The 22,640-nt window shown below is 49.9% G+C and carries 24 protein-coding genes; 10 read left to right on the forward strand and 14 right to left on the reverse strand.

The genetic code is table 11. The features are described from left to right. Positions 1-140 precede the first annotated feature (140 nt). Positions 141-1,526 carry an ATP-dependent RNA helicase DbpA gene (gene dbpA, locus HA050_RS02690; RefSeq protein ID WP_166821676.1) on the forward strand — a complete coding sequence of 462 codons (1,386 nt, stop codon included), beginning with the start codon at positions 141-143 and terminating at the stop codon, positions 1,524-1,526. A 200-nt stretch (positions 1,527-1,726) separates the two neighbouring features. On the opposite strand, the gene HA050_RS02695 is transcribed toward dbpA, so the two are convergent. After that, positions 1,727-3,079, reverse strand: a complete 1,353-nt coding sequence (locus HA050_RS02695; RefSeq protein WP_166821678.1) for a DUF805 domain-containing protein — start codon at positions 3,077-3,079, stop codon at positions 1,727-1,729. Between the two features lie 684 nt (positions 3,080-3,763). Here HA050_RS02695 and HA050_RS02700 point away from each other — a divergent pair. From HA050_RS02700 to HA050_RS02735, 8 genes are all read left to right on the forward strand, one after another. Continuing rightward, complete coding sequence (locus HA050_RS02700) at positions 3,764-5,479, forward strand: DEAD/DEAH box helicase (protein ID WP_166821681.1); 1,716 nt, start codon at positions 3,764-3,766, stop codon at positions 5,477-5,479. A gap of 158 nt (positions 5,480-5,637) precedes the next feature. After that, a complete protein-coding gene (rquA, locus tag HA050_RS02705) occupies positions 5,638-6,354 on the forward strand; it encodes a rhodoquinone biosynthesis methyltransferase RquA (RefSeq protein ID WP_166821684.1) in 717 nt (238 codons plus the stop codon). A 193-nt stretch (positions 6,355-6,547) separates the two neighbouring features. Further along, on the forward strand, positions 6,548-7,129 hold the full coding sequence (locus HA050_RS02710) for a PEP-CTERM sorting domain-containing protein (RefSeq protein ID WP_166821687.1): 582 nt from the start codon (positions 6,548-6,550) through the stop codon (positions 7,127-7,129). Between the two features lie 355 nt (positions 7,130-7,484). Further along, positions 7,485-8,564: a calcium:cation antiporter gene (locus HA050_RS02715; RefSeq protein ID WP_166821691.1), complete on the forward strand. Its 1,080-nt coding sequence runs from the start codon at positions 7,485-7,487 to the stop codon at positions 8,562-8,564. Positions 8,565-8,632: 68 nt separating this feature from the next. Then, positions 8,633-9,139 (forward strand): Ivy family c-type lysozyme inhibitor, encoded by a 507-nt coding sequence (locus HA050_RS02720; protein WP_166821694.1) that lies wholly within the window; start codon positions 8,633-8,635, stop codon positions 9,137-9,139. Between the two features lie 164 nt (positions 9,140-9,303). After that, positions 9,304-9,660, forward strand: coding sequence for a glutaredoxin family protein (locus HA050_RS02725; RefSeq protein WP_166821697.1), 357 nt, complete (start codon positions 9,304-9,306; stop codon positions 9,658-9,660). A 39-nt stretch (positions 9,661-9,699) separates the two neighbouring features. Continuing rightward, positions 9,700-10,599 carry a peptidylprolyl isomerase gene (locus HA050_RS02730; RefSeq protein ID WP_166821700.1) on the forward strand — a complete coding sequence of 300 codons (900 nt, stop codon included), beginning with the start codon at positions 9,700-9,702 and terminating at the stop codon, positions 10,597-10,599. 19 nt (positions 10,600-10,618) lie between these two features. Beyond that, positions 10,619-11,185 carry a GNAT family N-acetyltransferase gene (locus HA050_RS02735; RefSeq protein ID WP_166821703.1) on the forward strand — a complete coding sequence of 189 codons (567 nt, stop codon included), beginning with the start codon at positions 10,619-10,621 and terminating at the stop codon, positions 11,183-11,185. Positions 11,186-11,355: 170 nt separating this feature from the next. Here HA050_RS02735 and HA050_RS02740 read toward each other — a convergent pair whose 3' ends face one another. The 13 genes from HA050_RS02740 to HA050_RS02800 form a co-directional block, all read right to left on the reverse strand. Further along, on the reverse strand, positions 11,356-11,802 hold the full coding sequence (locus HA050_RS02740; protein ID WP_166821706.1) for a GNAT family N-acetyltransferase: 447 nt from the start codon (positions 11,800-11,802) through the stop codon (positions 11,356-11,358). Beyond that, the gene (locus HA050_RS02745; protein ID WP_166821708.1) at positions 11,795-12,349 is read right to left on the reverse strand and encodes a nucleotidyltransferase family protein; all 555 of its coding nucleotides are present in this window, start codon (positions 12,347-12,349) and stop codon (positions 11,795-11,797) included. The genes HA050_RS02740 and HA050_RS02745 overlap by 8 nt, the downstream gene beginning before the upstream one ends. A 32-nt stretch (positions 12,350-12,381) precedes the next feature. Then, complete coding sequence (locus HA050_RS02750; protein WP_166821711.1) at positions 12,382-12,762, reverse strand: nuclear transport factor 2 family protein; 381 nt, start codon at positions 12,760-12,762, stop codon at positions 12,382-12,384. Between the two features lie 40 nt (positions 12,763-12,802). Then, entirely contained in the window at positions 12,803-13,384 is a 582-nt protein-coding gene (locus HA050_RS02755) for a DJ-1/PfpI family protein (RefSeq protein WP_166821714.1), read from the reverse strand. Then, a complete protein-coding gene (locus HA050_RS02760; RefSeq protein WP_166821717.1) occupies positions 13,384-13,905 on the reverse strand; it encodes a GNAT family N-acetyltransferase in 522 nt (173 codons plus the stop codon). Before HA050_RS02760 ends, HA050_RS02755 begins: the two co-directional genes overlap by 1 nt. 11 nt (positions 13,906-13,916) lie before the next feature. Then, positions 13,917-14,339, reverse strand: a complete 423-nt coding sequence (locus tag HA050_RS02765) for a GNAT family N-acetyltransferase (protein WP_166821720.1) — start codon at positions 14,337-14,339, stop codon at positions 13,917-13,919. 69 nt (positions 14,340-14,408) lie between these two features. Beyond that, positions 14,409-14,984 (reverse strand): nucleotidyltransferase family protein, encoded by a 576-nt coding sequence (locus HA050_RS02770; protein WP_166821723.1) that lies wholly within the window; start codon positions 14,982-14,984, stop codon positions 14,409-14,411. Positions 14,985-14,989: 5 nt separating this feature from the next. Then, positions 14,990-15,532 carry a 2-thiouracil desulfurase family protein gene (locus HA050_RS02775; protein ID WP_166821726.1) on the reverse strand — a complete coding sequence of 181 codons (543 nt, stop codon included), beginning with the start codon at positions 15,530-15,532 and terminating at the stop codon, positions 14,990-14,992. Positions 15,533-15,603: 71 nt separating this feature from the next. Beyond that, positions 15,604-16,050 carry a GNAT family N-acetyltransferase gene (locus HA050_RS02780; RefSeq protein WP_166821729.1) on the reverse strand — a complete coding sequence of 149 codons (447 nt, stop codon included), beginning with the start codon at positions 16,048-16,050 and terminating at the stop codon, positions 15,604-15,606. After that, on the reverse strand, positions 16,050-16,520 hold the full coding sequence (locus HA050_RS02785) for an OsmC family protein (protein WP_166821732.1): 471 nt from the start codon (positions 16,518-16,520) through the stop codon (positions 16,050-16,052). Before HA050_RS02785 ends, HA050_RS02780 begins: the two co-directional genes overlap by 1 nt. Positions 16,521-16,554: 34 nt before the next feature. Further along, entirely contained in the window at positions 16,555-17,289 is a 735-nt protein-coding gene (locus tag HA050_RS22445; protein ID WP_166821735.1) for a DUF695 domain-containing protein, read from the reverse strand. Between the two features lie 192 nt (positions 17,290-17,481). After that, positions 17,482-19,443 (reverse strand): GGDEF domain-containing protein, encoded by a 1,962-nt coding sequence (locus tag HA050_RS02795; protein WP_166821738.1) that lies wholly within the window; start codon positions 19,441-19,443, stop codon positions 17,482-17,484. A gap of 115 nt (positions 19,444-19,558) precedes the next feature. Further along, the gene (locus HA050_RS02800) at positions 19,559-19,987 is read right to left on the reverse strand and encodes a methyltransferase family protein (RefSeq protein ID WP_166821741.1); all 429 of its coding nucleotides are present in this window, start codon (positions 19,985-19,987) and stop codon (positions 19,559-19,561) included. Positions 19,988-20,307: 320 nt separating this feature from the next. Here HA050_RS02800 and HA050_RS02805 point away from each other — a divergent pair, with 320 nt between their 5' ends. Next, complete coding sequence (locus HA050_RS02805; protein WP_166821744.1) at positions 20,308-22,512, forward strand: OsmC domain/YcaO domain-containing protein; 2,205 nt, start codon at positions 20,308-20,310, stop codon at positions 22,510-22,512. Positions 22,513-22,640: the final 128 nt, after the last annotated feature.

A 22,640-nucleotide genomic window follows, 5' to 3' on the forward strand; every position in this document is an offset into this window, starting at 1 on the left:
CATAAGCTGCATCCCCTGTCATCAGCCTGAAAGATTTACCCCGTAGTTTTCGTTAAATAAAACCATCTGTAGTGATGGCTGGCTCTGAAGCGCTTCCCCTGTTAGACTACTGCCCCTTTCGGCCAGCGAGTTAAGTCATTGTGAACACTACATCTTTTGCCAATCTACCTCTCTCGCCGGCCATGCTGCAAAACTTGGATAGCCTGGGTTATGTCGAAATGACGGAAATTCAGGCGCAAAGCCTGCCGCTGATTCTGGCGCGGCGCGATCTCATTGCCCAGGCAAAAACCGGCAGCGGCAAAACCGCAGCCTTCGGGATTGGCATGTTACATAAGCTCAATCCCAGTTATTTTGCCATTCAGGGCCTGGTGATTTGCCCAACGCGCGAGCTGGCCGACCAGGTAGCTAAAGAACTGCGCCGCCTGGCCCGTTTTACTGAAAATATCAAAATTTTAACGCTCTGCGGCGGCACTCCAATGGGGCCACAAGTAGCCTCTCTGGTGCACGGTGCGCATATTATTGTGGGCACGCCTGGCCGCCTGCGCGATCACCTTGGCCGCGCTTCAATTGATTTATCCACGGTACAAACACTGGTGCTGGACGAAGCCGACCGCATGGTCGATATGGGCTTTTACGACGAGATTGCCGGTATTGTGAGCGCCTGCCCGGGCCGGCGCCAAACCCTGCTGTTTTCGGCCACCTATCCCGACAATATTCGTAAAGACAGCGCAAAGTTTCTGAAGCTGCCTGCCGAAGTGAAAGTAGAGGCGCAACATGCTGACAGCCAAATCGAACAACGATTCTATTCCGTTGCCCACGAAGAGCGTAATGCCGCCGTGGCGCAGCTACTCAATCACTACAAACCGGTTCAGACACTGGCCTTCTGCAATACCAAGATCCACTGCCGCGAGCTTGCAGCAGAGCTGCGGGATCAAGGTTTTAGTGCCCTGGCGCTCTATGGTGAGCTAGAACAACGCGAGCGCGACGAGATCCTTGTGCAGTTTGCTAACCAAAGCTGCTCGATTCTGGTCGCCACCGATGTAGCCGCCCGTGGTTTGGATATCCAAAGCCTGGGCGCGGTGATTAATGTGGACGTATCCAAAGACACCGAAGTGCATATCCACCGTGTTGGACGCACCGGCCGCGGCCACGACAAAGGCCTGGCGCTAAGCCTTGCCGCGCCCAATGAAAAAAAATGGGTCACGCTGATCGAAGAATACCAAGGCGGGCCGGTACGCTGGTTTGATTTGGAAAAGCTGGAGCCTGCAGAAGGCGGCCCTTTGCGCCCGCCTATGGTCACGCTGTGCATTATGGGCGGCAAGAAAGACAAGCTGCGCCCTGGTGATTTACTTGGTGCGCTGACTGGCGACGCGGGCTTAACGAAAGAACAAGTCGGCAAAATCAATGTGTTTGAATTTTTAACCTATGTGGCCATCGACAGGCGCGTTGCCAGCAAGGCCTTTAACAGCCTGAGCCAGGGCAATATCAAAGGCCGCAGCTTTAAGATGCGTTTTCTGGGCGAGTAAAACCAGAGGAGTACAGCGCTTTAAGCGTTTCTGACGCTTAAAGCGGCTTCAGCTTTATAAATCAATCCAAACTTGAGCCACAGCGTTCACAAAAAAGCACGCTGCCCTGTGTGCCCTGTGGCCCAAGTTTTATGCCCTGCAAAGCGGGCTAAATATCTTTCAGATTTTTTCAGATTAAGCTGCAGCCTTTCAGCGCATCATCAGCCACTCACCATTCCTGCTTTTTTTCTTGCCTGCTGATCCATCATCCGCTGAGCCTCGCGTCTGACCTCTTCACGGTTTGCAGCTGTGCCATTTTCCCTGGAAATATTGCGCACCAGCTCATCCAGCTCGCTCTCGCTCAGTATCCTGCGGTTCGGGATAGCACCAGCAGCATCTTCGGGCGGCGTACGCGCTTCTTTCATGGCTTGCTCATCCAGACTTTGCTGCACCCTTCTTCTGACTTCTTCACGATTGACTGCCGCACCGTTGTTTTCCATGGATTCATTTTTAACAATCAGATCAAGATCATGCTCAGACAAGATTTTGCGCTGCTGTTGATAACGGGCCTGGATATCTGCCTCGCTGAGCGACTGACCCTGATATAAAGGCACGGATTTTCCACGCACAAACAGACTTGGCAGGCTAAATAATGAAATCAGCAAAACCACCAGCGCTAAGGCTGAATGCCATAAAGCGGGCGGCTCAGCCGGAAACCCAAAATCATTTTCATCATGATCACCCGGTGCAAAACTAAGCGCACATGAAGCAATAATCATGCATAAAGAGCCCAGAACATTGACACCATTTAAACCCAAAGCCTTTGGCATCATCCCGACAAGCGCGGCAGCCAGCAGAAACCATCCTATCCAGCTGGCAGGCTTATTCAAATCATGTAAACGCAAAATCATCAGCCTGAAAGACTGCCATAACGTCCATGCCATCAGACCAAAAAGCGGCACGAGCAGCCCGCCACTCATCGTTTTGCTTCCCATGAATGGCGCAAAGATAGCGAGAATTATAAATGGACAAAGCACTAATAAACTGGAGGTCAGATAACGCACCCGGCCCAACCGCCCCGCTGTGCTCACGCCCCAAAAGGAAGGGGTATCAAACTCTGGCTCTTTAATCACAATGGGCAAAGGGCGCGCACGAGCAATAATCGGCTCTGCCTGCATAGCCAGCGCCCGCGGCATATCTGTGCCGCATTCAATACATAAATTACGCCGTATCTGCTCTCTGTGGCATTTAGGGCAAGTGATGGTACTGGCAGGCTCAATTAGCTCAAGAATAGCGGCAGACGTATCCACAGCAGGCGGCAAGGCCGGTGCGGGCACAGAAGCATTGCTGGCTTCGGCCAGAACCTCTGCCCCCGTTTTTTGCAGTATTTTCAGATAGGTTTCCAGCTCGCTGTGCGGCAGCGTTTTTTTAATCACCGCAGGTGCGCTGGCTAAAAGTGATTCGGCCCTTGCATGATCCAGCCTCAGTAACTGGGCAAGAGCGGCTGCTGCACTATCAAAAGTGGCGCCGGGCAATAATTTGCCAGTTAAAACTAAGCGAAAAGTAATACCCATTTCCAGCCCGGGCCAGATAAAAAGAGCTCATATACTACACAACGATTTTATTTCTTCATAATTTCTTTAGCTGAAAGAAATTGAATATTATGAAAATAGCATTTACATCACTAATCAAGCAAAAAAAGGGCAGAGAATGCCTTTATTCTCTTTTTTAACCCAAATAAATACGCCATTAAACCCATCAAAACACGCAATAAAAACAAGCGTCCACAGTGAATAATCGCCGCTGTGCCATTCCGGTCAGCAGCGGTATTTCCAACTAATTGAAGATTGCTTTGCACGGCACGGCACGTACACAGGTATAATGCCCGCAGTGAGCACGTTACCCAGTCAGCGCGCTGCACAATCCAGGTACGCCATCAAGCATATTCATCCTCAGCTGTTACAAAATCATTCACGGTCAACCCTGCAAACTACTGGGCTTAGCGGGCTGAAGTGAAAGACAACTCAGCGCCATGTTTGGCCGGATTTACACAACCAGTCTGTTCACGATGGTTTTAAAATCAGGTGAAGCAAGTGCAGCCTGAGTCGCTTAAAGCTGGCTGATATTCAGCTAAGCAGAATGCAGCTGAGTGATCTATCTTGATATCCTACTTGGCTAAGGTTTCTAAACACCTACCCCATCTGCCTTTGACTGGCGCTATCCTTAGCGACAGGCCGATACTCTCCTCTGGAGTTTGAATGAGTTTTTCCGCCCTAGGGCTTGCGGACGATATCGTCCGCGCCGTTACTGAACTTGGCTACACCACGCCAACCCCTATTCAGCAGCAGGCTATTCCTGCTGTGTTATCCGGTGGTGATTTACTTGCTGGTGCACAAACCGGCACCGGCAAGACCGCCGGCTTTACCCTGCCACTGCTGCATATTCTGAGCAGCAAACCTTCGGCCAGCAAAAAAATCCGTGCGCTGATCCTGACCCCGACGCGTGAATTGGCCGCTCAGGTTGAAGAAAGTGTGCGTGATTATGGTAAATATCTGCCACTGAAATCCATGATGATGTTTGGTGGTGTCAGCATTAATCCGCAGATCAAAATGCTGCGCAGCCAGGTTGATATTCTGGTGGCCACACCCGGCCGTTTGCTTGACCACATCTCACAAAAAACCGTTGATTTAAGCGGTGTTGAAGTGCTGATTCTGGACGAAGCCGATCGCATGCTGGATATGGGCTTTATTCGTGACATCAAAAAAGTGCTGGCTCTACTGCCTGCCAAGCGTCAGAACTTACTGTTCTCCGCTACTTTTTCTGACGAAATCAAAACACTGGCTGATGGCCTCTTAGATAACCCTGCGCTGATCGAAGTGGCCCGCCGCAATGCCACCGCCGAAATGATTACGCAAAAGGTTTACTTTGTTGATCGTGAGCGTAAACGTGAACTGCTGACCAAGCTGATCAAAGATAAAAACTGGTTTCAGGTGCTGGTGTTTACCCGCACCAAGCACGGCGCAAACCGCCTTGCCGAGCAGCTGACTAAAGAAGGCATTAACTCACTGGCGATTCACGGAAATAAGAGCCAGGCCGCCCGTACCCGTGCACTGGCCGAGTTTAAATCCGGCACGCTGCAAGTATTGTGCGCCACCGATATCGCCGCCCGCGGTATTGATATCGAAGAATTGCCACACGTGGTGAACTTTGAGCTGCCTAACGTCGCCGAAGATTATGTTCACCGTATTGGCCGTACCGGCCGTGCGGGATCAGAAGGCGAAGCGATTTCACTGGTTTGTGTAGATGAGCATAAGCTGCTGAGCGATATCGAACGCCTGATCAAACGTGAGATCACCCGTGAAAGCGTGGAAGGTTTTGCGGTTGATCCAAGCATCAAAGCCGAGCCAATTTTAAATGGCCGCAATGGCGCACAGCGCAAGCATGACCCGCGCAACCCAAACAGCGGCCGTCCGCCACGCGGGCATAATCGCAGCGATCGTGCCCCGGCAGCCGCAGCGGCTGGCGATGCGCCACGCCCTGCACGCCCGCCGTTTAACCCGGATGCACGCCCCCGTTTCAATAATGAACGTGGCGAAGCCCGTTCACCCGCAACGCCACGCCCGGCGGGTGAAGGCCGTTTCAACACCAATCCACGCGGTGAAGCACGCACCTCCGCCAGCCCGCGCCCGGCTGGCGAAGGCCGCTTTAACACCAATCCGCGCGGTGAAGCACGTACATCCTCCAGCCCTCGTCCGGCTGGCGACGGCCGCAGCAACCCGCGTACCGGCCGCAGTGATTCGCGTGCACCGCAAGATCGTGGCTATCCTGATCGTGCCCCGCGCAGCGATGCCCGCAACAGCGCATCGCGCCCGGCAGCCAAGCCACGTGGCGATCAACAACCACTGAGCAATGAAAATACCCCGGTTGCAGCACTATTTGCACCGATCAAGCGCTCTGGCGGCCGTCATCATTAAGCTTTAATACATCCCCAAACGGCGCGCTCAGCGCCGTTTTTTTTTGCGCTCAATAAACAGCCAGGGATGTGAATATGTCAGGCGCAAATCTTGGTCCAGCTCAAAACCCCATGGGCAAAACCGAACTAAGCTAATGACATTATTCAGGAAGCGCCGCCATGACAAAAAATCATCCCAAACTGCCTGAGAACCCTTATTACGAAGGCGTTCCTGATTACATGACCGAGGTATACGACTGGGCTTATGTCAACCCGCGCCGTGTAAATCAGCTGGACCATAATCTGGTGGTCAAGGTACTGCTGTTTGGCAATGATCAGCGACTGATGCGGGCTTATCTGAATGAGATTCAACCGGGCATGAAAGTCTGGCAAGTAGCCCATGTTTATGGTGATTTAGTGCGTAAAGTGGCGCAAAAAACAGGGCCGGATGGCTGCTTTCACCTCACCGACATCACTCCGGCACAAATCGAGCATGGCCAGCGCAAGCTCGCCATCTACCCGTGGGCCAAAGTCATCCGCTCAGATGCAGCAACTTATCAGTGCGATAAAACATTTGATCTGATTTGCAGCTTCTTTTTATTGCATGAAGTCCCCGATAATAAAAAGCGTGTCATCGTTGACCATATGCTGAACAAAATGCCCGCTGGCGGCAAAGTCTTGTTTGTGGATTACCATAAGCCATCCGTCTGGCAACCCATACGCTGGATCTTAAAATGGGTAAACGCTAAGTTAGAGCCTTTTGCAGAAGCACTCTGGCATCATGAAATCAGCCATTTCGCCAGCCATGCAGATCAATACATCTGGCAAAAACGCACGATATTTGGCGGGGTTTATCAAATTGTGACGGTTAAGCGTAAAGACCAGGCAGACAACTAAACCGATCCGGCTTGCCACTGCGGGTGCCACCACTACGCAAGGCAAGCTCTCTACACGCTCATTCGGGATACGAAGCAAACCACAACAAAAACAAACACCAGACTTACAACAAATTAAATTATTGTTTTGACATACGCAAGTCCTGGGACAGAAAATACTCAAATATCGTTATTTTCTAATCTAAGGACACGCTATGCTGCGAACCAGGCTGTTTCTTGCCAGCTCAATTTTTGCTTTAAGCACTTTTGCAAATGCTACCGTAATTGATTTCAATGATTTAAGCCATGACGATTATTATCATGGTTTCAGTTCGATTAATTCCAATGGCTATATAATTAGTAATGACAGCCTGGGGGATGAGCGCTTAGGCGTTTGGGGTGCCAATTCTGATTTTCAGGCAGATACTGGCCATGCCGCAGTTTTTGTAAATTACAGCGGCAGTAAAACCAGTATTGAGCTGGCCAATAAATCTTTATTTAATTTTAATTCTATTGATCTGGCAGATGTTTTTAACCAGGGTGAAACAGGCTCAATTACATTCAGCTTTTTCAGCAAACTGGGCACGAGCTATGAAACAGTCGTTTTTGATTCTGCCAAAGGTTTGCAAACTGCCATTTTTAATAAAACAGATCTGACAAAAGTATCTTGGGCAGGTGCAAACAGCCAGTTTGATAATATTGTTACTACCCCGGTACCAGAGCCAGAAACCTATGCACTGCTTGGTCTTGGCCTCGTCAGCGTATGGGTTTCACGCCGCCGCAAGCAAATCAGATAAAAAAACAACTTTTTGATTTGCCTTTAAAAAACCACAGCCACTTTTTGCTGTGGTTTTTTTATATTACAAAACGATCACAGCAGCATGCTTATCTTGTTCAAAAAAACATCTGTTTACAATGAACTTTTTATATCCCTGCCGCTCTAACCAGCGCATAGTCTTTCGCGTTGCCCCGTCATTCATACGACACTTTACCTGCAATACCCTCCTTAATATGAGCAATAGCGTCTGATTTGCACAAATCTGCAGATCAGCTATGTGCCCGATATGCATATCTGTGCACAATAGATTGTCCCCCACAGCCTGACCTCACACTGGAGCATCTTATGTTGAATCCTCTCTCTCTGGCGTCACGATGAAAGTAACACTACCAGTCTGGACCATCGCCGCCCCCATCATTGCCTGGCTGCTTTATCTGATCCCAGGGCAGGGCATGGGCGCTGTTTATCTTGGTTTATTAACTATTGGCTTATTTGGCGGCGTTTTAGCGGCGGTTCACCACGCTGAGGTTGTTGCCCACCGTGTTGGCGAGCCCTATGGAACGCTGGTGCTGGCTGTAGCCGTCACCATTATTGAAGTCGCTCTGATTGTTTCCCTGATGATGGCAGGCGGGCCGGAAACCACGGCACTGGCCAGAGATACTGTTTTCGCTGCAGTTATGATTATTCTTAACGGCATTATTGGTATCTGCCTGCTGGTTGGCGGTGCGCGCTATAAAGAGCAAACTTTTAGCCTGAATGGTGTCAGCGCGGCACTCACAACACTGGCCGCCATTGCAGTGCTTACGCTGATATTACCCAATTACACAACCAGCGCCCCTGGCCCTGTTTATACCTCCAGCCAGCTGATCTTTATTGCCGTGGTCACACTCACGCTCTATGGCACTTTTGTGCTGGTTCAAACCATCAGGCACCGCGATTATTTTCTGCCCAGCCATGGCGAAGCAGGCGATGAAGAAGCACATGCGGCCCCTCCATCGCTCAGCACCACCGCCATCAGCAGCCTGTTGCTGCTGGTATGCCTTGCCGCAGTCGTACTGCTTGCCAAGGCTCTGGCACCCAGTATCGAGCAGGGCGTAGCCAGTATGGGTGCGCCCAAAGCCGTGGTTGGCGTTATTATTGCGGCTGTTGTCCTGCTGCCGGAGGGCATTGCGGCCGTGCATGCCGCTCGGGCAAATCGCCTGCAAACCAGTCTGAATCTGGCATTGGGCTCGGCGCTTGCCAGTATTGGCCTGACGATTCCAACGGTTGCCGTGCTCTCGCTGATCAGCGGCTTAACACTCACCCTTGGGCTGGATATCAAATCCACCGTATTACTGGTGCTGTCGCTCTTTACCACCATGCTGTCTTTAGGCACAGGTAAAACAACGGTCTTGCCGGGCGTGGTTCTGCTGGTGATTTTTGCCGTTTATTTATTTACCACCGTCATTCCATAAACGAATAAAACAAAGCCTGCAGGTGAATCAGCCCCCCCCCTGCAGGCTGTCTTAGCTAAGGAACAATCATGCAAGGACTACGCCATTTTTCAATCTGCAGCGCATTATTTGCGCTGTTTTTTATTCCTTTAAACGCAGAGGCTCAAAAGATCAGCAGCAAAGAAGCGCTCTCCTGCACAGACAGCAGCAAGTGTGCCTACTTCTTTGATCTTTACGCTGCAGATAAACCACTGCGCCAGCAGCTGGATAAAATATTTAAAACTGCAGGCATAAAAATGCCACGCTGGGTGGGCAAAGGGGTATCAAGCCCGGTAACCCCGCTGCTGATCGCAAAGCAGCCCTATTTGCTTAGCTCCGTATGCGAACCACACAACTGCGGCCACTCGGTTAGCATGCTTTATTCACCCGCTCAAAAACGGATTGTTGCCCGCTACAAAACGGATGACGCCAGTGCACGCTGGCTGGGAGCCCCCAATAGCACAGAGCAGCAGCTGATCAGCGAATATGAAACCGCCGACAGCCCCTTACAAAAAATACTGGACAGCCAGACAAAGCGGCCCATAGTGATTGATTAATACCGCAATAAACAACACAAAAATATTCATATGTAAGTACATATTTGCAATAAATATGCTCAAAGCCGTAATATACAAATGCTTCAAGCCAAGGCCTGAAGCATTTTTTTATCCGGATTATTTAAAATAAGTATTTGCGCTGATTTAAAACAGGACATCCTCCCATGCTGCGGTTAATTACACTATTAATTATTGCCGGTGCACTGCAATTTGCCTGGAAACATTATTCAAATAATAATACCGAATACAGCACAAACCAGATGAGCCAATTAGCATCGGCCGTAAAGCCCGGCGAAGTCACCATGTATTCCACTACAGAATGTGTTTATTGCAGAGAGGCTAAATCATGGTTAAATCAGAATGGTTTTACATTTACCGAATGCAATATGACAATTGATCAGCGCTGCCAGCAGGAATTTAACGCCTATGGCGCAGTGGGCACCCCTTTTCTGATTGTACGCGGCCACCAGATGAAAGATGGCTTTGACAGCAATGAATTCTTACAAGCCTTAAGCAGTTAAGCCCTCCTTTTCAGCCTGCAGGTCCTTTCTGGAGTTTCTATGTTGAGCAAATGGACAGCACTTACCCTTGGCCTTCTACTGGCCGCCAACAGCTTTGCCGCCGGTAAACAGCAGGGCATCACCAGTGCTCAGGTTTTAGAAAAATCCCCCGCAAGCGACTGGCGGCCACTGGACCCGGACAACACCCTGATCATGGATTTAGCAGCAGGACAGGTCATCATCGAGCTGGCCCCCCGTTTTGCCCCGCGCCACGTTGCCAATATCCGCAAACTGGCCCATGAAGGATATTTTGACCAGCTGGCGATTATTCGTGTGCAAGATAATTATGTCAGCCAGTGGGGCGATCCAAACAGCGAAAGCAGCCCCAAATCATTAGGCAGTGCAGAAACAAAACTCCCGGCCGAATTTGATATCCCCCTCAAAAACCTGCCCCTGACCCGCCTTAAAGAAACCGATCCCTTTGCCCCGGTAACAGGCTGGGTAAACGGCATGCCTGCAGCGGCTAATCCAAAAACAGGCCGCGCCTGGCTCACACATTGCTATGGAATGGTGGGTGCAGGGCGCGATATGGCCGCTGACAGCAGTAATGGCAGTGAGCTGTACACCGTTATTGGCCAGGCACCACGCGGCCTGGATTTAAACATCACCCTTGTTGGCCGGGTACTGCAAGGTATGCAATGGCTGAGCGGCCTGCCACGAGGCACAGCGGCGATGGGCTTTTATGAAAAACCAGAACAAAGAACCACAATCAACCGGGTAAGGCTGCTAAGCGATCTGCCTGACAGCGAGCGCCCCAGGCTGGAAATACTGCGTACCGACAGCAAAAGCTGGCAAAACCTGCTGCAAGCCCGCCGTATCAGGGCTGAGCAATGGTTTATTAACAGCCCAGGCCATGTCGATTTATGCGGTGCCAGCGTCCCCATCCGGGCTATCCAATAAACCAATTCAGAGCATGAGCATGAACCCAATCCTTCTGGATTTTCCTGATGAAATCACCACTAAACGGCTGATTATCCGCTGCCCGCGTGCGGGCGATGGCCTGGCCATGCACGAGGCCAAAACAGAATCGATCCGGCAATTACGCCAGTTTCCCGCCTCGCTGCCATGGGCCATGCACGAGCCAACAGCAGACGATGCAGAAATTTTTTGCCGCCAGAGCCATGCTGATTTTATGAGCCGCAGCAATTTAAATATGCTGGTGTTTTTAAAAGAAACCGGGCAAATTGTGGGCGCTTCAGGGTTGCACCGAATCGATTGGGAGATTCCCAAATTTGAAATAGGCTATTGGTGCCGCACTTCATTACACGGGCACGGCCTGATCACCGAAGCCGTCAGCGCTCTTAGCCAGTTTGCTTTTGAACACTTAAAAGCCAAACGTTTAGAGATTATTGCAGATGATTTAAATACAGCCAGCTGGCGGGTTGCCGAAAAAGCTGGGTTTGAGCTTGAAGGCATACTAAAAAATGAAAGATCAGCCCCTGACGGCACACTGCGTAATACGCGGATTTATGCCAGAACGGCATAAAGCCATGCTGAAATAAATGGCAAAACCCGCGCCTTAAACCTCAGAGGCTCCAAATTTAGCTACCGGGCCAAGGATGTGGGTCGGAACACATTCATTCATAAATGATCAAAAAAACGATCATCCCCCGGTATTTTTATCGGGGATGACAATGCTGCGGAAACGGGAAGCGATTATTTACCTGGCCCCAAAGCACGAACAAAGCGGCTATGATCGCTCCCGCTATACCCAGCCGCCCGATAAAATTGATGAGCTTCAGTCCTATGATTACCGCTCAAAACCTCCATCCTTAATGCACCTGCCGCCGCGGCAAAACGCTCCGCCTCTGCCAATAAAGCACAGCCAATACCCTGCCCACTGCACGTCTCCAGTACCACCAATGCCGTCACCTTCCCCAAAAAACCAGCATCATGCAGGGTAGGGATCAGATGCAAACCCAGTAAGCCCACTACCTGCCCTGCCAGATCTGCCACCAACACCGCGTCTTGCGGACCATGCAGCCTGGCTATTTTTTGTCTGGCAAAATCAGCATCATTCGGGTAACCCAGCTGCCCCAGCAAAACAGCGGCCTCCTCAGCATCGCCAGCCCTTGCATGGCGAATTATTAGCAGCCTATTCATCATCCCCCTCCCTGTTCACCTGTAGTTTTGGCCAGATCTCCAGCCATTTTTTCTCTGCCACTCTCGCCTCAAAATCACTTATTTTGGGGCGTTTTGGATTCAGCGTAATTTGTAAATCGCGGAGGTTTTCTAAGGGGAATGGAGAAATAAACGCCAGATCAGGCTCCAGCCGGACGCCAACCGCCGTTTCTGGCTCTGGCCAACAGGACATCGCATCCAACGTATTTAAATACGGCACATCGCCATTGCGGACATGCATTCTGGCCTGATTTTTAACCGACCAGGGCAGATCCGAATCTTGCATCAAGCGCTGCTCCAGCGCCCTGTCCGCCTCTTCCGAAATATCCTCTGTATTAAAATAAATCAGATCAATATCTGTCAAAGGTGTTGGCCTGGTGAAACCATGCAGGCGATCCCAGACCAGATTACGCACAAAGCCTGCCGCAATGCACCAATCAGGCAAACCCAGCGCTGCCGCCTGACGCAGCGCCTGGCAGCGTAAAGGGTCGGCCTTTAGCCAGAGCGTTAATTGCTGATGAAAATGCATCGTGATGTCTCAGGCTGATAAATCAGCCCAAGCTACAGGGCTAATGCTGGAACAGTCACCACCTGCTCACCAAAAGCAAACGAAGCCTTCTGAATTAAGCCATCGGCCACTTCATAAACACAGAGCATTTCTACCGTACCCTTCCCTTCAGGAAAATTACGCGTGATGCGCTCATAATCCACCACAACCGGCCCCATTACTGTGCGTTGTAAAAGCTCGGCGTGTAAATCAGGCTCGGCAAACCGGATCAGAACCCGCGAGCGAATCGCCGCATGCCCCGCCGCCAGCAGCCCGCCATGCAAGGCAAACTGCTGCGCATCAGCAGCATAAGTAGCAAGCCAGGCATCGACATCTTTGGCGTTATAAGCATCCAATTGGCGTTGAATAACATCGGCAGGGCTGAGTGATTGCATTGTGATGAATCCTATAGGTTAGATGGAGTGATAAAGCTTATTAGCCCAAGCGACCAGGCTGATAATAAGCCAGATATTTAGCCCGCTCTTCAGGGTTCATTACGCTCAAAGCTTCGCCGATTAAGGCCGCAAACTCAAACACCGCCCAAGGCTGAGCGCTAATTATGCGGCCATCGATCACCGCATTTGCCCGCTCATACATAACCCCCTGCCACAGTGGAGCCACAAAATTCACGATGTGCAATGGCGTAAACTCAGCGGTGTAATTATGCGTAGCACGCCGCCCTGCTAATAAGCCAGTTGCAGCGATTACTAAAGCCCCTGCGCAAATTCCTGCCAGCACGGCCCCTTTGGCATAAGCCGCTTGCAGGCATTCATTCGCCAGCTTTAATTCCAGAATCGAATCCGGGTTTCCTCCCGGCACTAATACTGCATTTACAGTCAAACCGGCCAAATCAGCATACGAACCCTTAGCCACAATACATGCGCCATTGGATGACTCATGAGGACTGCCGTCGGGCGTAAAATATTGCACCCTGCCATGCTGGGCAAGAAGCTCCACGGCGGCGGCAATCTCGAAAAAAATACAGCCAGGGTACAGCAACACGGCAACAAGCTTCATCACACAATTCCCTGCACCAGACGCAGCTCTTGCAGCTCTACCCCTGCCAACTCAAAAGTCTTAGACAGATCTGGAGCAAAGCCCGCCTTAGTATAAAACTGCAGTGCCCGCTGATTACCCGCAAGCACCCAAAGGCTTAGCGCTTTAAAGCCCTGATCCTGAATCAGCGCCCTGGCCGCCGTATACAAAGCTCGCCCCACACCTGTGGACCAGTAAGCCGGGCAGACGTACAAACTCCAGATTTCTGCCTGATCGCTTGCAGCATCTTCATCCCGGCAGGCGGCAAAAGAGATAAAACCCAAAAGGGTGCCGTCAGACTGAGCCACTAAAACCTGGCTACTGCCCGCCTTCAGCGCATTGCGCCACGTTTCTGCACGATTTTCGACCGATAATTGCGCCAAATACCCGCCAGGTAATAAATCGCAATAGGCGTGCTGCCAAGACAACACATGGATTTGAGCGATGCTCAGGCAATCGTCCTGTATGGCTTTTTTAATTTCAAAATTAAGATTTGCCGCCATCAATGCCTGCCTTAAATACTAATAAGCTGCTTACTCATAAAATATTTGCACCCTGTGGCCGGATACGATGGCTGCACCCAGCCCACCTGATAATTAAATTTTTCATAAAATGGCCGGGCCTGAAAATTAAGCGTATCTAAAATGGCAAATTGACAGCCCCGGTCAATTGCAGCTGCCTCTAATTGCGCCAATATTTTGGAGCCCATATCCTGCCCGCGTAATGCCTCGCTCACCCAGAGGTTTTCAATCAGCAGCCACAGGCCAAATGTTCTGGCACTTGCCCCCGCCAATAACGCTCCATTCTCATCACGAACCGCAATTGCTAAAGGGTATTTCGTTTTAACTTCCCAGCGCTCTTCATTAAATGCAGTGATTTTTTCTTCTAATTCTTCAAATAAAGCAGCAGGTGGATTTTGTAGCGTTTCGATATTCATTGATTCCACCAAAGTGAATGTATATAAATTTAAATATCCAAAAATCAAGTGCAAAAGATAGCATAAAAATCAGTGATCTTGCGAAGAATCATCCCATGGATCAGCCCTTAATTGTGGCCATCGCCGGGTATAACCCGCCACCATTTTTAAATAAACTGCCTTGCCCATTTGTAAAGAATTTGGCCGAAGCTGCATTGCAAATAAATCAGTTAAACCATAGGGTGCATAGATTTGATAATCACGCCCCCTTATTCCAACCGCAAAAGCAGACAGCCATGTATCGATGCCATGCCCGGCGCTCGTCAAAGGTTTAACTTGCCCGCCTGATTGATTACGATACCATTCATGCACAAAGGCTTGATTAGTCATATCCGGCAAGAATTGATTTTTGGATAAAGCCGTAAACGAGGCTTCTCTTTCTGCACGCTGCGCCTTAGATTCGCTGGCATCAAAATAAATTACATCCACATCTTTAATATTTGAATGAATATCCTGCCCGGTCAGCTGATTCCAGATTACCTGTGCCACAACACCGCCTGCAATATAGTAATTGGGTATAGCAAGCGTCTCTGCAATATCAATAGCCTGATTAATCCAGCCTGAATTTGAAATTAATTCTTTAAATTGCGCTTCGTGCAGAATCAAAATATTTACTCTGTGATTTTCATGCCATTATGCTGGCCATTTTCATCAGAAATCTCTGCCTCTAAGCCCTTTAAATATGCAGCCGCCTCGTCCAGCTCCAGCTCGCTGAATACCCGAATCCCAGCATCTTGTAACAGCGCCGCAGTCACCCCGGCTTGTGGGTGCTTAGTGCCGGTGAAGCTGCCATCGTAAATAAAAGACGTGCCACAGGATGGGCTGCCTTCTTTTAGAATGGCGATTTGTATATTTTTTCCTTTTGCGACAGCCAAGGCCTGCTTAGCGCCACTTACAAAAACCCGGCTCACATCCCGGCCACCTGATTCCAGCACCTGAGCCTTGCCCTGCAATACATCCCTGCCACTTTGCATCGCCGTGATTTCAGCCGGAGGCCGTGGTACAGGCAATCCTGCTGCCACTTCCGGGCAAACCACAATTAACCTGCCTTCGCTCTCCCAGGCGGCCAGCACAGGATGATCTCCCGCCGCAGCCCGGCCGTTATACCGCACAGGCCGCCCCAATAAACAGGCGCTGACTAATACATATTGCATGCTGATTCCGTATTTAAGCGATATGGAAGCCTTGCCAGGCGGCCCGCAAAAAGTGATTCAAAAAATCGCTATCAGGCAGCAGGCTTACGCCGTAAAAAAACCAGCTCTAAGGCTTCCGGGCCTTTAAAGCAGCGCTGGTACTCTGCAAAACCAAACGCGGCATATAAAGCTAAGGCGGGTGTATTTTTAACTGAAGTCATCACTGTTAACTCCTCAGCGTGCTCAGTTGCAAACCTTAATAAACAAGTTGCGAGGCCCTTACGCTGATGATTTGGGGCCACAACTAAAGAGCAGATATTCATTTCACACAGGCTGATTACAGCCAGCAATCCGCCTTCATCGGCAATGCCAAAGAAATGCTCATGGCTCTGCAAAATATCATCAAGCGTGGTGTTTAAAGGCGGAAAGTGTTTTGCACCAATCAGCTCAGCCTCCTGAGCATAAGCCGCCATTTGTACCGCATGTATTTCTTTGGCCACACTTAGCTCACGCTGCAGCAATCGCTCTGCAACAAACATCAGGTTCTCCACACTGGCTGGCAGCGCACTTCTGATTTAACCGAGTTGGCAATAAAGCATTCTTCATGCGCTTGATGGTGCATTTGGGCCAGCTCTTCTTTGGTAGGCTGGCGATCCCCTGAAAAACTGACTTCCGGCCTGAGCGTGACCACCGCCAGCCATTTTTTGCCTGCCGCGTTTTCAGCCATCTCGCCCAAGGCCGCATCAAAGTAGCGGTCTGCACAAAATTTTTGCCGGGCGGCAATCGATAAAAACCACAGCATATGGCAACTGGAAAGCGAGGCAATAAAAGCTTCTTCCGGGTCCAGTGCTGCAGCATCAGACATCGGCAAGGGCACCACATGTGGTGATGATGAGCCGGGGATTTCTAAACCACCATCAAAGCGCAGCAGATGTTTTCTGCTGTAGCGATTGCTAAGAAAATCCTGCTCACCCCGAATCCAAAGAATTTCTGCTGTGTGCTGAGACATAAGATCGCTCTGCTGTTTATCAATTAAAAATCAATCAGCTTACAAGGTATGTTGCCCAGCCATCGTATTTGCCACCCAATTCGGCCGCAAGATCAAATAAAGGCAAGGTAATCTGATCAATACGATAATGGCTTGGTATATCACTGCGCTTTAATTTAACGCCATATTCCGGATATTCATCATCAGGCTCAATCAGTTTTTCAATCAGAAAACCTGATGCGGATACTTTTTCGATAAATACCGCTCTTGACTTTGCATCGGAGAAATACGCCCAATGATCAAGATCTCTGGCCTGATCCAAAGCATCCCCGTGTTTTTTTAAAGTGTTGCATATACGGCGGTTATTAATGATTTGTCTGTCTGTTTGAGATGGGGAAAGATAGTTCAGATAAACCGACCAATCCCTGTCATCCTGAACTCCGGTCTCGTATTCATATTCCGGGAAGGCCTCCATTACTTTTCCGGCCTTTTCCGCCCATAAATCTGCCTCCTTTAAGTAAAGAATAAAATCACGACAGCCATCCTTAGTGCAGCGGCCCACATAAAGCATAGTGTCATTAACAAGCTGTGCAATATGGTCTTCTATTTGATTTAAAGTGGCAGCTTCTTCCTGGCTGGACAAGCCATCTTCGCGGGGTGAATTCATAAATACCCGGATATAGCCCATCACGGCAAAGCCATCAACAGGCGCAGCAATATCCAGATCAACAAACATTGAAGCAGGCTGATTTTCTACCTGGCACAGATAAAAGTCCCAATTACCCGACACGCCGCTCTCCTGAATTTTTTAAATAACTAAATCATTCTCCAAACATTAAAATCAATATTATCATGAAACTATTTTAATCTTACCGATAATGCCAATTAAAAAACAAGCTGGAAACTCTGGCAAATAAGCAGAGGCTAAAGGTTTTTAATCCATAGACCCATTTGATATTCAGACTTGTTTTTTAAAGCAGGGTTAATTCACTAAAGGCGGTACAAACACACTCACCCCATCCCCGCCCAAAGCTTTAGCCTGGTACATGGCTGCATCTGCATTTTTAGCCAGTTCAGCCACATTTGTGCCGTGATCGGGGAATAGGGCGATGCCGATGCAGGATGAGATGGCGAGGGATTTTTCTTCAAGAATGAAGGTTAGCTTCAGTGCTTCGCGTATTTTTTCTGCCACGGCCCGGGCGTCGCTTTCACTATTGATTTCAGGCAGGAGCACCATAAATTCATCCCCGCCTATTCGCCCTACGGTATCCGAATCCCGCAGGCAGCCCACCATTCTTTTTGCTGATTCTTCCAGCAGCAAATCTCCGGTGGCGTGGCCGTGAAGATCATTGACCGGTTTGAATTTATCCAGATCAATAAATAAGATGGCCAGCTTGCCTTGATTACGCTTTGCCCTGCTGAGGGCCTGGCTGATTCTTTCGAATAAAAGAATACGGTTAGGTAACTGCGTCAGCAAATCGTAATGTGCTGAGTGTGCAAGCTGCTGGTGAATCTGCTTGCGCTCATTAATATCCAGCAGCACCGCCACAAAATGCGTAATAAGCCCAGAGCCATCCTTGACCGGCCCCACATAGGCCTCTTCCCAGCACTGCTCACCCGATTTACGCTTGGTCAGCAGCTCCCCCACCCAGCGATGGCCTCTTACCAGATGGCTCCACATTTCTACGTAGGCCGATTCATCCACACCGTCTGCACGCAAAAAGCCTGGCGTTTTGCCAAGTACTTCATCCGCTGCATAGCCTGTTTCTTCAGAAAACTTGGGGTTTACATACTGAATTACCCGATCAGGGCTGGTAATTAAAACGGGTGTGGGGCTTTGTTCAATCACGGTTGAAAAAACTTTTAAGCGCTGCTCTGTAAGACGGCCTTCTGCCAGCGCTTTGGCCAGCCTGCCATTCAGATAATGAATATAAAGCGCAATAGATCCCACCAGCACCAGCAGGCTGAATGAAATGCCAAGCAGCCTGTAGATCCAGGAAAGATCCACTTTAGGGTGTTCATCGTACAAAAAACCCTTCAGAGAAAAGCCATTAGGCAGCATGCCAATTTCTGCATAGGTATCGGCAATATGCCGCCAGCGTCCGGGGTTCATATACCCTACTGCAACCAGATCGGTCCGCATCAGTGCCGCCATTTGGGTGGCTTCAAATTCAAGCTGCGCCTGATTTCTGCTACCCGCATATTTTCTTAAAATCATTTGAATAATTTCATCAGGATTCGCCATCGCGTATTCCCAACCCCGCAGACTGGCAGCCCTGAAAGCCTTTACCCGCTCGGGATGCTGCTCAATTTCACGCTCGCTGGTAAACAAGTTATCACCATAAAAATCAATGCCAACAGAGCGCGGTGTATAGATCTGATATTTAATTCCCGCCTTATCCAGAATAAAGGGCTCATTAGTCAGATAGGCAGAAATGGCATCTACGTTCCCCCCCAGCAGCGAATCCGTTTTAAAGTTATGAGCAACTAACTTCAGGCTATCCAGTGCAATGCCCTCCCGCTTTAAATAAGCGAGCAGCTCTTCGGCAAGCGGCTCAAGCATCAGCCGCTTATCGTTTAAGAAATGAATGCTTTGTGTGGATGATTTTTCAAGGGCAATCAGCACAAAGGGGGAGTGCTGCAAAATAACGGCTAAAACAACAAGGGGCTTGCCCATTTTACGGGCCAGCAAAAGGCTGCTGGTGCCGGTGGCATAATCAGCCCGCCCGGATACAACCTCAGCAATGGGATCTGTGCCAGGCAAGGCGGGTTTAATATCTACATTCAGGCCTGCCTGCTCATAAAAGCCCAGCTCTTTTGCAGCGTAATAGCCTGCAAACTGAAAGGCATGCTCCCACTTTAATTGCAGCGTCACCTTATCATTCGCCATCACGGGCGAGAATATGCTCAATATACTCAGCAAAGCTGTTAAAAAAAGTTTCATGCGTCGTTTCGCAGCGATAAACACAATAAAAAAACACTGGTAATTTTTAAACTATAGATCAGCCGTACAATATAATTTAACACTAACAGTAATGAGCACTACTATAAAAATAATTTTAATAAAAAAATGGAATGATTTTTTTGACCCGCATTTTATAAGCCAGATACTGAGGATATCGCTGCTCCAGCCAAAACTCTTCACGACGCGCTTTTAAATCAAGGAATATAAATAAAATAATCGTCATCAGAATTCGTAAATTACTTTGGCTGACGAATGAAATTCCAAGCGCAACAGACAAAACCCCCAAATAAATCGGGTGGCGCACAAAACGATAAAAACCTGTAATGACCAGCTCGCTCTGCGCCAATGGCGTGGGAAAAGGCGTGAGTGAGCGCCCCAGATCAACTGCACTTTTCGCCAGCAAAATGCCCCCCATAAAAACAATACCCCATCCTACCGCATTAAACACCACCGGCTGCGGCCAGGCGGGGCCAATATGCGGCAGCCACAGCAGTACAATCAGCAGCAGCGCCTGGATCAGCACCCATATTTCACCTCGTTACCCCATGCACCCTGCCCCTTTCTCTGCACCACATTTAGCCTGGCAGCTTCAGTATGTGCACCAGCCAGCAATAGCGCCACTCTTATCGGCTGCAGATATCTGATCTGGTCAAAAAACGATATTTCACATCCAGATAAACACGCCCCTTCCGGCAGCTAACTCCCAGCAAGATGAAGCACCAATCAACTTTATCCGGCAGCCTTATAAAGCCATCTCAGGCCGGCTGGCAGTTAAGCACAGGACGATGCCTGAAAAACAAGGGATAATGCGGCCAAAAATGCGCATTATTTAAGGAATTACCCATGGAAATTAAAGTCAACTTTCTCGACAAGCTTCGCCTGGAAGCCAAGTTCGATGATTTCACGGTGATCGCAGACCAGCCTGTCCGCTATAAGGGCGATGGCTCGGCACCTGGACCATTCGATTACTTTTTAGCTTCATCCGCTTTATGCGCTGCTTACTTCGTGAAGTTGTACTGCGAGACCCGCAATATTCCTACCGAAAATATCCGCTTATCGCAGAACAATATTGTTGATCCGGAAAACCGCTACCAGCAGATTTTCAAGATTCAGGTCGAGCTGCCTGCGGATATTTCTGCCAAAGACCGCCAGGGCATTTTGCGCTCTATCGACCGCTGCACCGTTAAAAAAGTCGTGCAAACCGGCCCCGGGTTTGTGATTGAAGAAGTAGAGAGCCTGGAAGCAGACGCCCAGGCGCTGCTTACCCTCAACCCCGCCAGCGATACCGCTACCTTTATTCTGGGGAAAGATCTGCCGCTGGAGCAGACCATCGCCAATATGTCCGGCCTGCTGGCCGATCTGGGCATCAAAATTGAAATCGCCTCATGGCGCAATATTGTGCCTAATGTGTGGTCGCTGCATATCCGCGATGCACACTCGGCCATGTGTTTTACCAATGGCAAGGGCGCCAGCAAAGAATCTGCACTCGCCTCGGCGCTGGGCGAGTATATCGAGCGCATCAGCTGCAATCATTTTTATGCCGGCCAATTCTGGGGCGAAGAATTCGCTAATGCCGAGTTCGTGCATTACCCGCAGGAGCGCTGGTTTCAGCCCGGCCCCAAAAACGCCCTGCCCGTTGAAATTCTGGACGACTACTGCCGTGAAATTTACAACCCGGATGGCGAATTACTGGGCACGCATCTGTATGACACCAATTCAGGCAATACTGCACGCGGTATCTGTTCCTTGCCCTTTGTGCGCCAGTCCGATGGCGAGACGGTGTATTTCCCTTCCAATCTGATCGAAAACCTTTATGTCAGCAATGGCATGAGCGCGGGCAACACGCTGGCCGAAGCGCAGGTGCAATGCCTTTCAGAGATTTTTGAGCGTGCAGTCAAACGTGAAATTCTGGAAGGCGAAATCACCCTGCCCGATGTGCCACAAGAAGTGCTGGCAAAATACCCGGGCATTCTGGCCGGGATTGCTGGCCTTGAAGAGCAGGGCTTTCCGGTGCTGGTAAAAGACGCATCGCTGGGCGGTGTTTACCCGGTGATGTGCGTCACCCTGATGAACCCGCGTACCGGCGGTGTATTTGCATCCTTCGGCGCACACCCCAGCCTGGAGGTCGCATTAGAGCGCAGCCTGACCGAGCTGCTGCAAGGCCGCAGCTTTGAAGGCCTGAACGATCTGCCCCGCCCAACCTTTGAAAGCCACGCCTTAACCGAGCCAAATAACTTTGTTGAGCACTTTATTGATTCAAGCGGCATTGTTTCTTGGCGCTTTTTCAGTGCGAAATCCAATTACCAGTTTGTGGAATGGGATTTCTCCAGCCAGGGCGACAACGCCAATAGCGAAGAAGCCGCGGCCCTGTTCGGTATTCTGAAAGAGCTGGGTAAAGAATCCTATATGGCGGTGTACGATCAGTTAGGCGCCACAGCCTGCCGCATTCTGGTACCCGCCTATTCAGAGATTTATTTGGTAGAAGATCTGATCTGGGATAACACCAACAAAGCGCTGCTGTTCCGCGAAGACATCCTGAATCTGCACAGGCTGGATGACTCCGCCCTCCTGGCACTGCTCTATCGCCTGGAAGACAACGAGCTGGGTGACTATTCCAAGGTATCAGATTTAATTGGCATTAAATTTGACGAAAACACGGTGTGGGGCCAGCTGACCGTGCTGGAATTAAAACTGCTGATTAATCTGGCCTTGCAGCACTTTGCAGACGCGCACGATCTGGTCGGTGCCTTCCTGCAATACAATGACAACACCTTAGATCGCGTGCTGTTTTACCAGGCCCTCAATGCGGTGCTGGATGTGTTGCTGGACGACGAGCTGGAACTGGCCGACTACGAAGTCAACTTCCGCCGCATGTTCGGCCACCCACGCATGGATGCAGCCATAGGCTCCACCAACGGCAGCGTACGCTTCTTCGGCCTGACAGAAACCAGTATGAAACTGGAAGGCCTGGATAAGCACCACCGCCTGATCGACAGCTACAGAAAACTGCATGCGGCGCGAGGGCGTTTTGTGGCAAAGACTGCCTGACCCCGCTCTTGGCACAGGTAAAAAAAGACCTTCAAATCTAAACGTTTGAAGGTCTTTTTTTTAGGGTGTACGGTTGTTACTAAGTTACAGACGAAGTTAAAACCTCAGCCGTCCCTGTTCAGCAGCGG

This window comes from Iodobacter violaceini (genome assembly GCF_011601265.1).
Taxonomy (GTDB): Bacteria; Pseudomonadota; Gammaproteobacteria; order Burkholderiales; family Chitinibacteraceae; genus Iodobacter; species Iodobacter violaceini.

Bases quoted from the DNA above. Each gene is read 5' to 3' on its own strand.
- HA050_RS02700 (WP_166821681.1), top strand. From the start codon at position 3,764: ATGAGTTTTTCCGCCCTAGGGCTTGCGGACGATATCGTCCGCGCCGTT.
- HA050_RS02740 (WP_166821706.1), bottom strand. From the start codon at position 11,802: ATGAATAGGCTGCTAATAATTCGCCATGCAAGGGCTGGCGATGCTGAG.
- HA050_RS02760 (WP_166821717.1), bottom strand. From the start codon at position 13,905: ATGGCGGCAAATCTTAATTTTGAAATTAAAAAAGCCATACAGGACGAT.
- HA050_RS02755 (WP_166821714.1), bottom strand. From the start codon at position 13,384: ATGAAGCTTGTTGCCGTGTTGCTGTACCCTGGCTGTATTTTTTTCGAG.
- rquA (WP_166821684.1), top strand. From the start codon at position 5,638: ATGACAAAAAATCATCCCAAACTGCCTGAGAACCCTTATTACGAAGGC.
- HA050_RS02745 (WP_166821708.1), bottom strand. From the start codon at position 12,349: ATGCATTTTCATCAGCAATTAACGCTCTGGCTAAAGGCCGACCCTTTA.
- HA050_RS02780 (WP_166821729.1), bottom strand. From the start codon at position 16,050: ATGTTTGTTGCAGAGCGATTGCTGCAGCGTGAGCTAAGTGTGGCCAAA.
- HA050_RS02735 (WP_166821703.1), top strand. From the start codon at position 10,619: ATGAACCCAATCCTTCTGGATTTTCCTGATGAAATCACCACTAAACGG.
- HA050_RS02805 (WP_166821744.1), top strand. From the start codon at position 20,308: ATGGAAATTAAAGTCAACTTTCTCGACAAGCTTCGCCTGGAAGCCAAG.
- HA050_RS02715 (WP_166821691.1), top strand. From the start codon at position 7,485: ATGAAAGTAACACTACCAGTCTGGACCATCGCCGCCCCCATCATTGCC.
- HA050_RS02730 (WP_166821700.1), top strand. From the start codon at position 9,700: ATGTTGAGCAAATGGACAGCACTTACCCTTGGCCTTCTACTGGCCGCC.
- HA050_RS02725 (WP_166821697.1), top strand. From the start codon at position 9,304: ATGCTGCGGTTAATTACACTATTAATTATTGCCGGTGCACTGCAATTT.
- HA050_RS02710 (WP_166821687.1), top strand. From the start codon at position 6,548: ATGCTGCGAACCAGGCTGTTTCTTGCCAGCTCAATTTTTGCTTTAAGC.
- HA050_RS02765 (WP_166821720.1), bottom strand. From the start codon at position 14,339: ATGAATATCGAAACGCTACAAAATCCACCTGCTGCTTTATTTGAAGAA.
- HA050_RS02775 (WP_166821726.1), bottom strand. From the start codon at position 15,532: ATGCAATATGTATTAGTCAGCGCCTGTTTATTGGGGCGGCCTGTGCGG.
- HA050_RS02795 (WP_166821738.1), bottom strand. From the start codon at position 19,443: ATGAAACTTTTTTTAACAGCTTTGCTGAGTATATTGAGCATATTCTCG.
- HA050_RS02695 (WP_166821678.1), bottom strand. From the start codon at position 3,079: ATGGGTATTACTTTTCGCTTAGTTTTAACTGGCAAATTATTGCCCGGC.
- HA050_RS02750 (WP_166821711.1), bottom strand. From the start codon at position 12,762: ATGCAATCACTCAGCCCTGCCGATGTTATTCAACGCCAATTGGATGCT.
- HA050_RS02720 (WP_166821694.1), top strand. From the start codon at position 8,633: ATGCAAGGACTACGCCATTTTTCAATCTGCAGCGCATTATTTGCGCTG.
- HA050_RS02785 (WP_166821732.1), bottom strand. From the start codon at position 16,520: ATGTCTCAGCACACAGCAGAAATTCTTTGGATTCGGGGTGAGCAGGAT.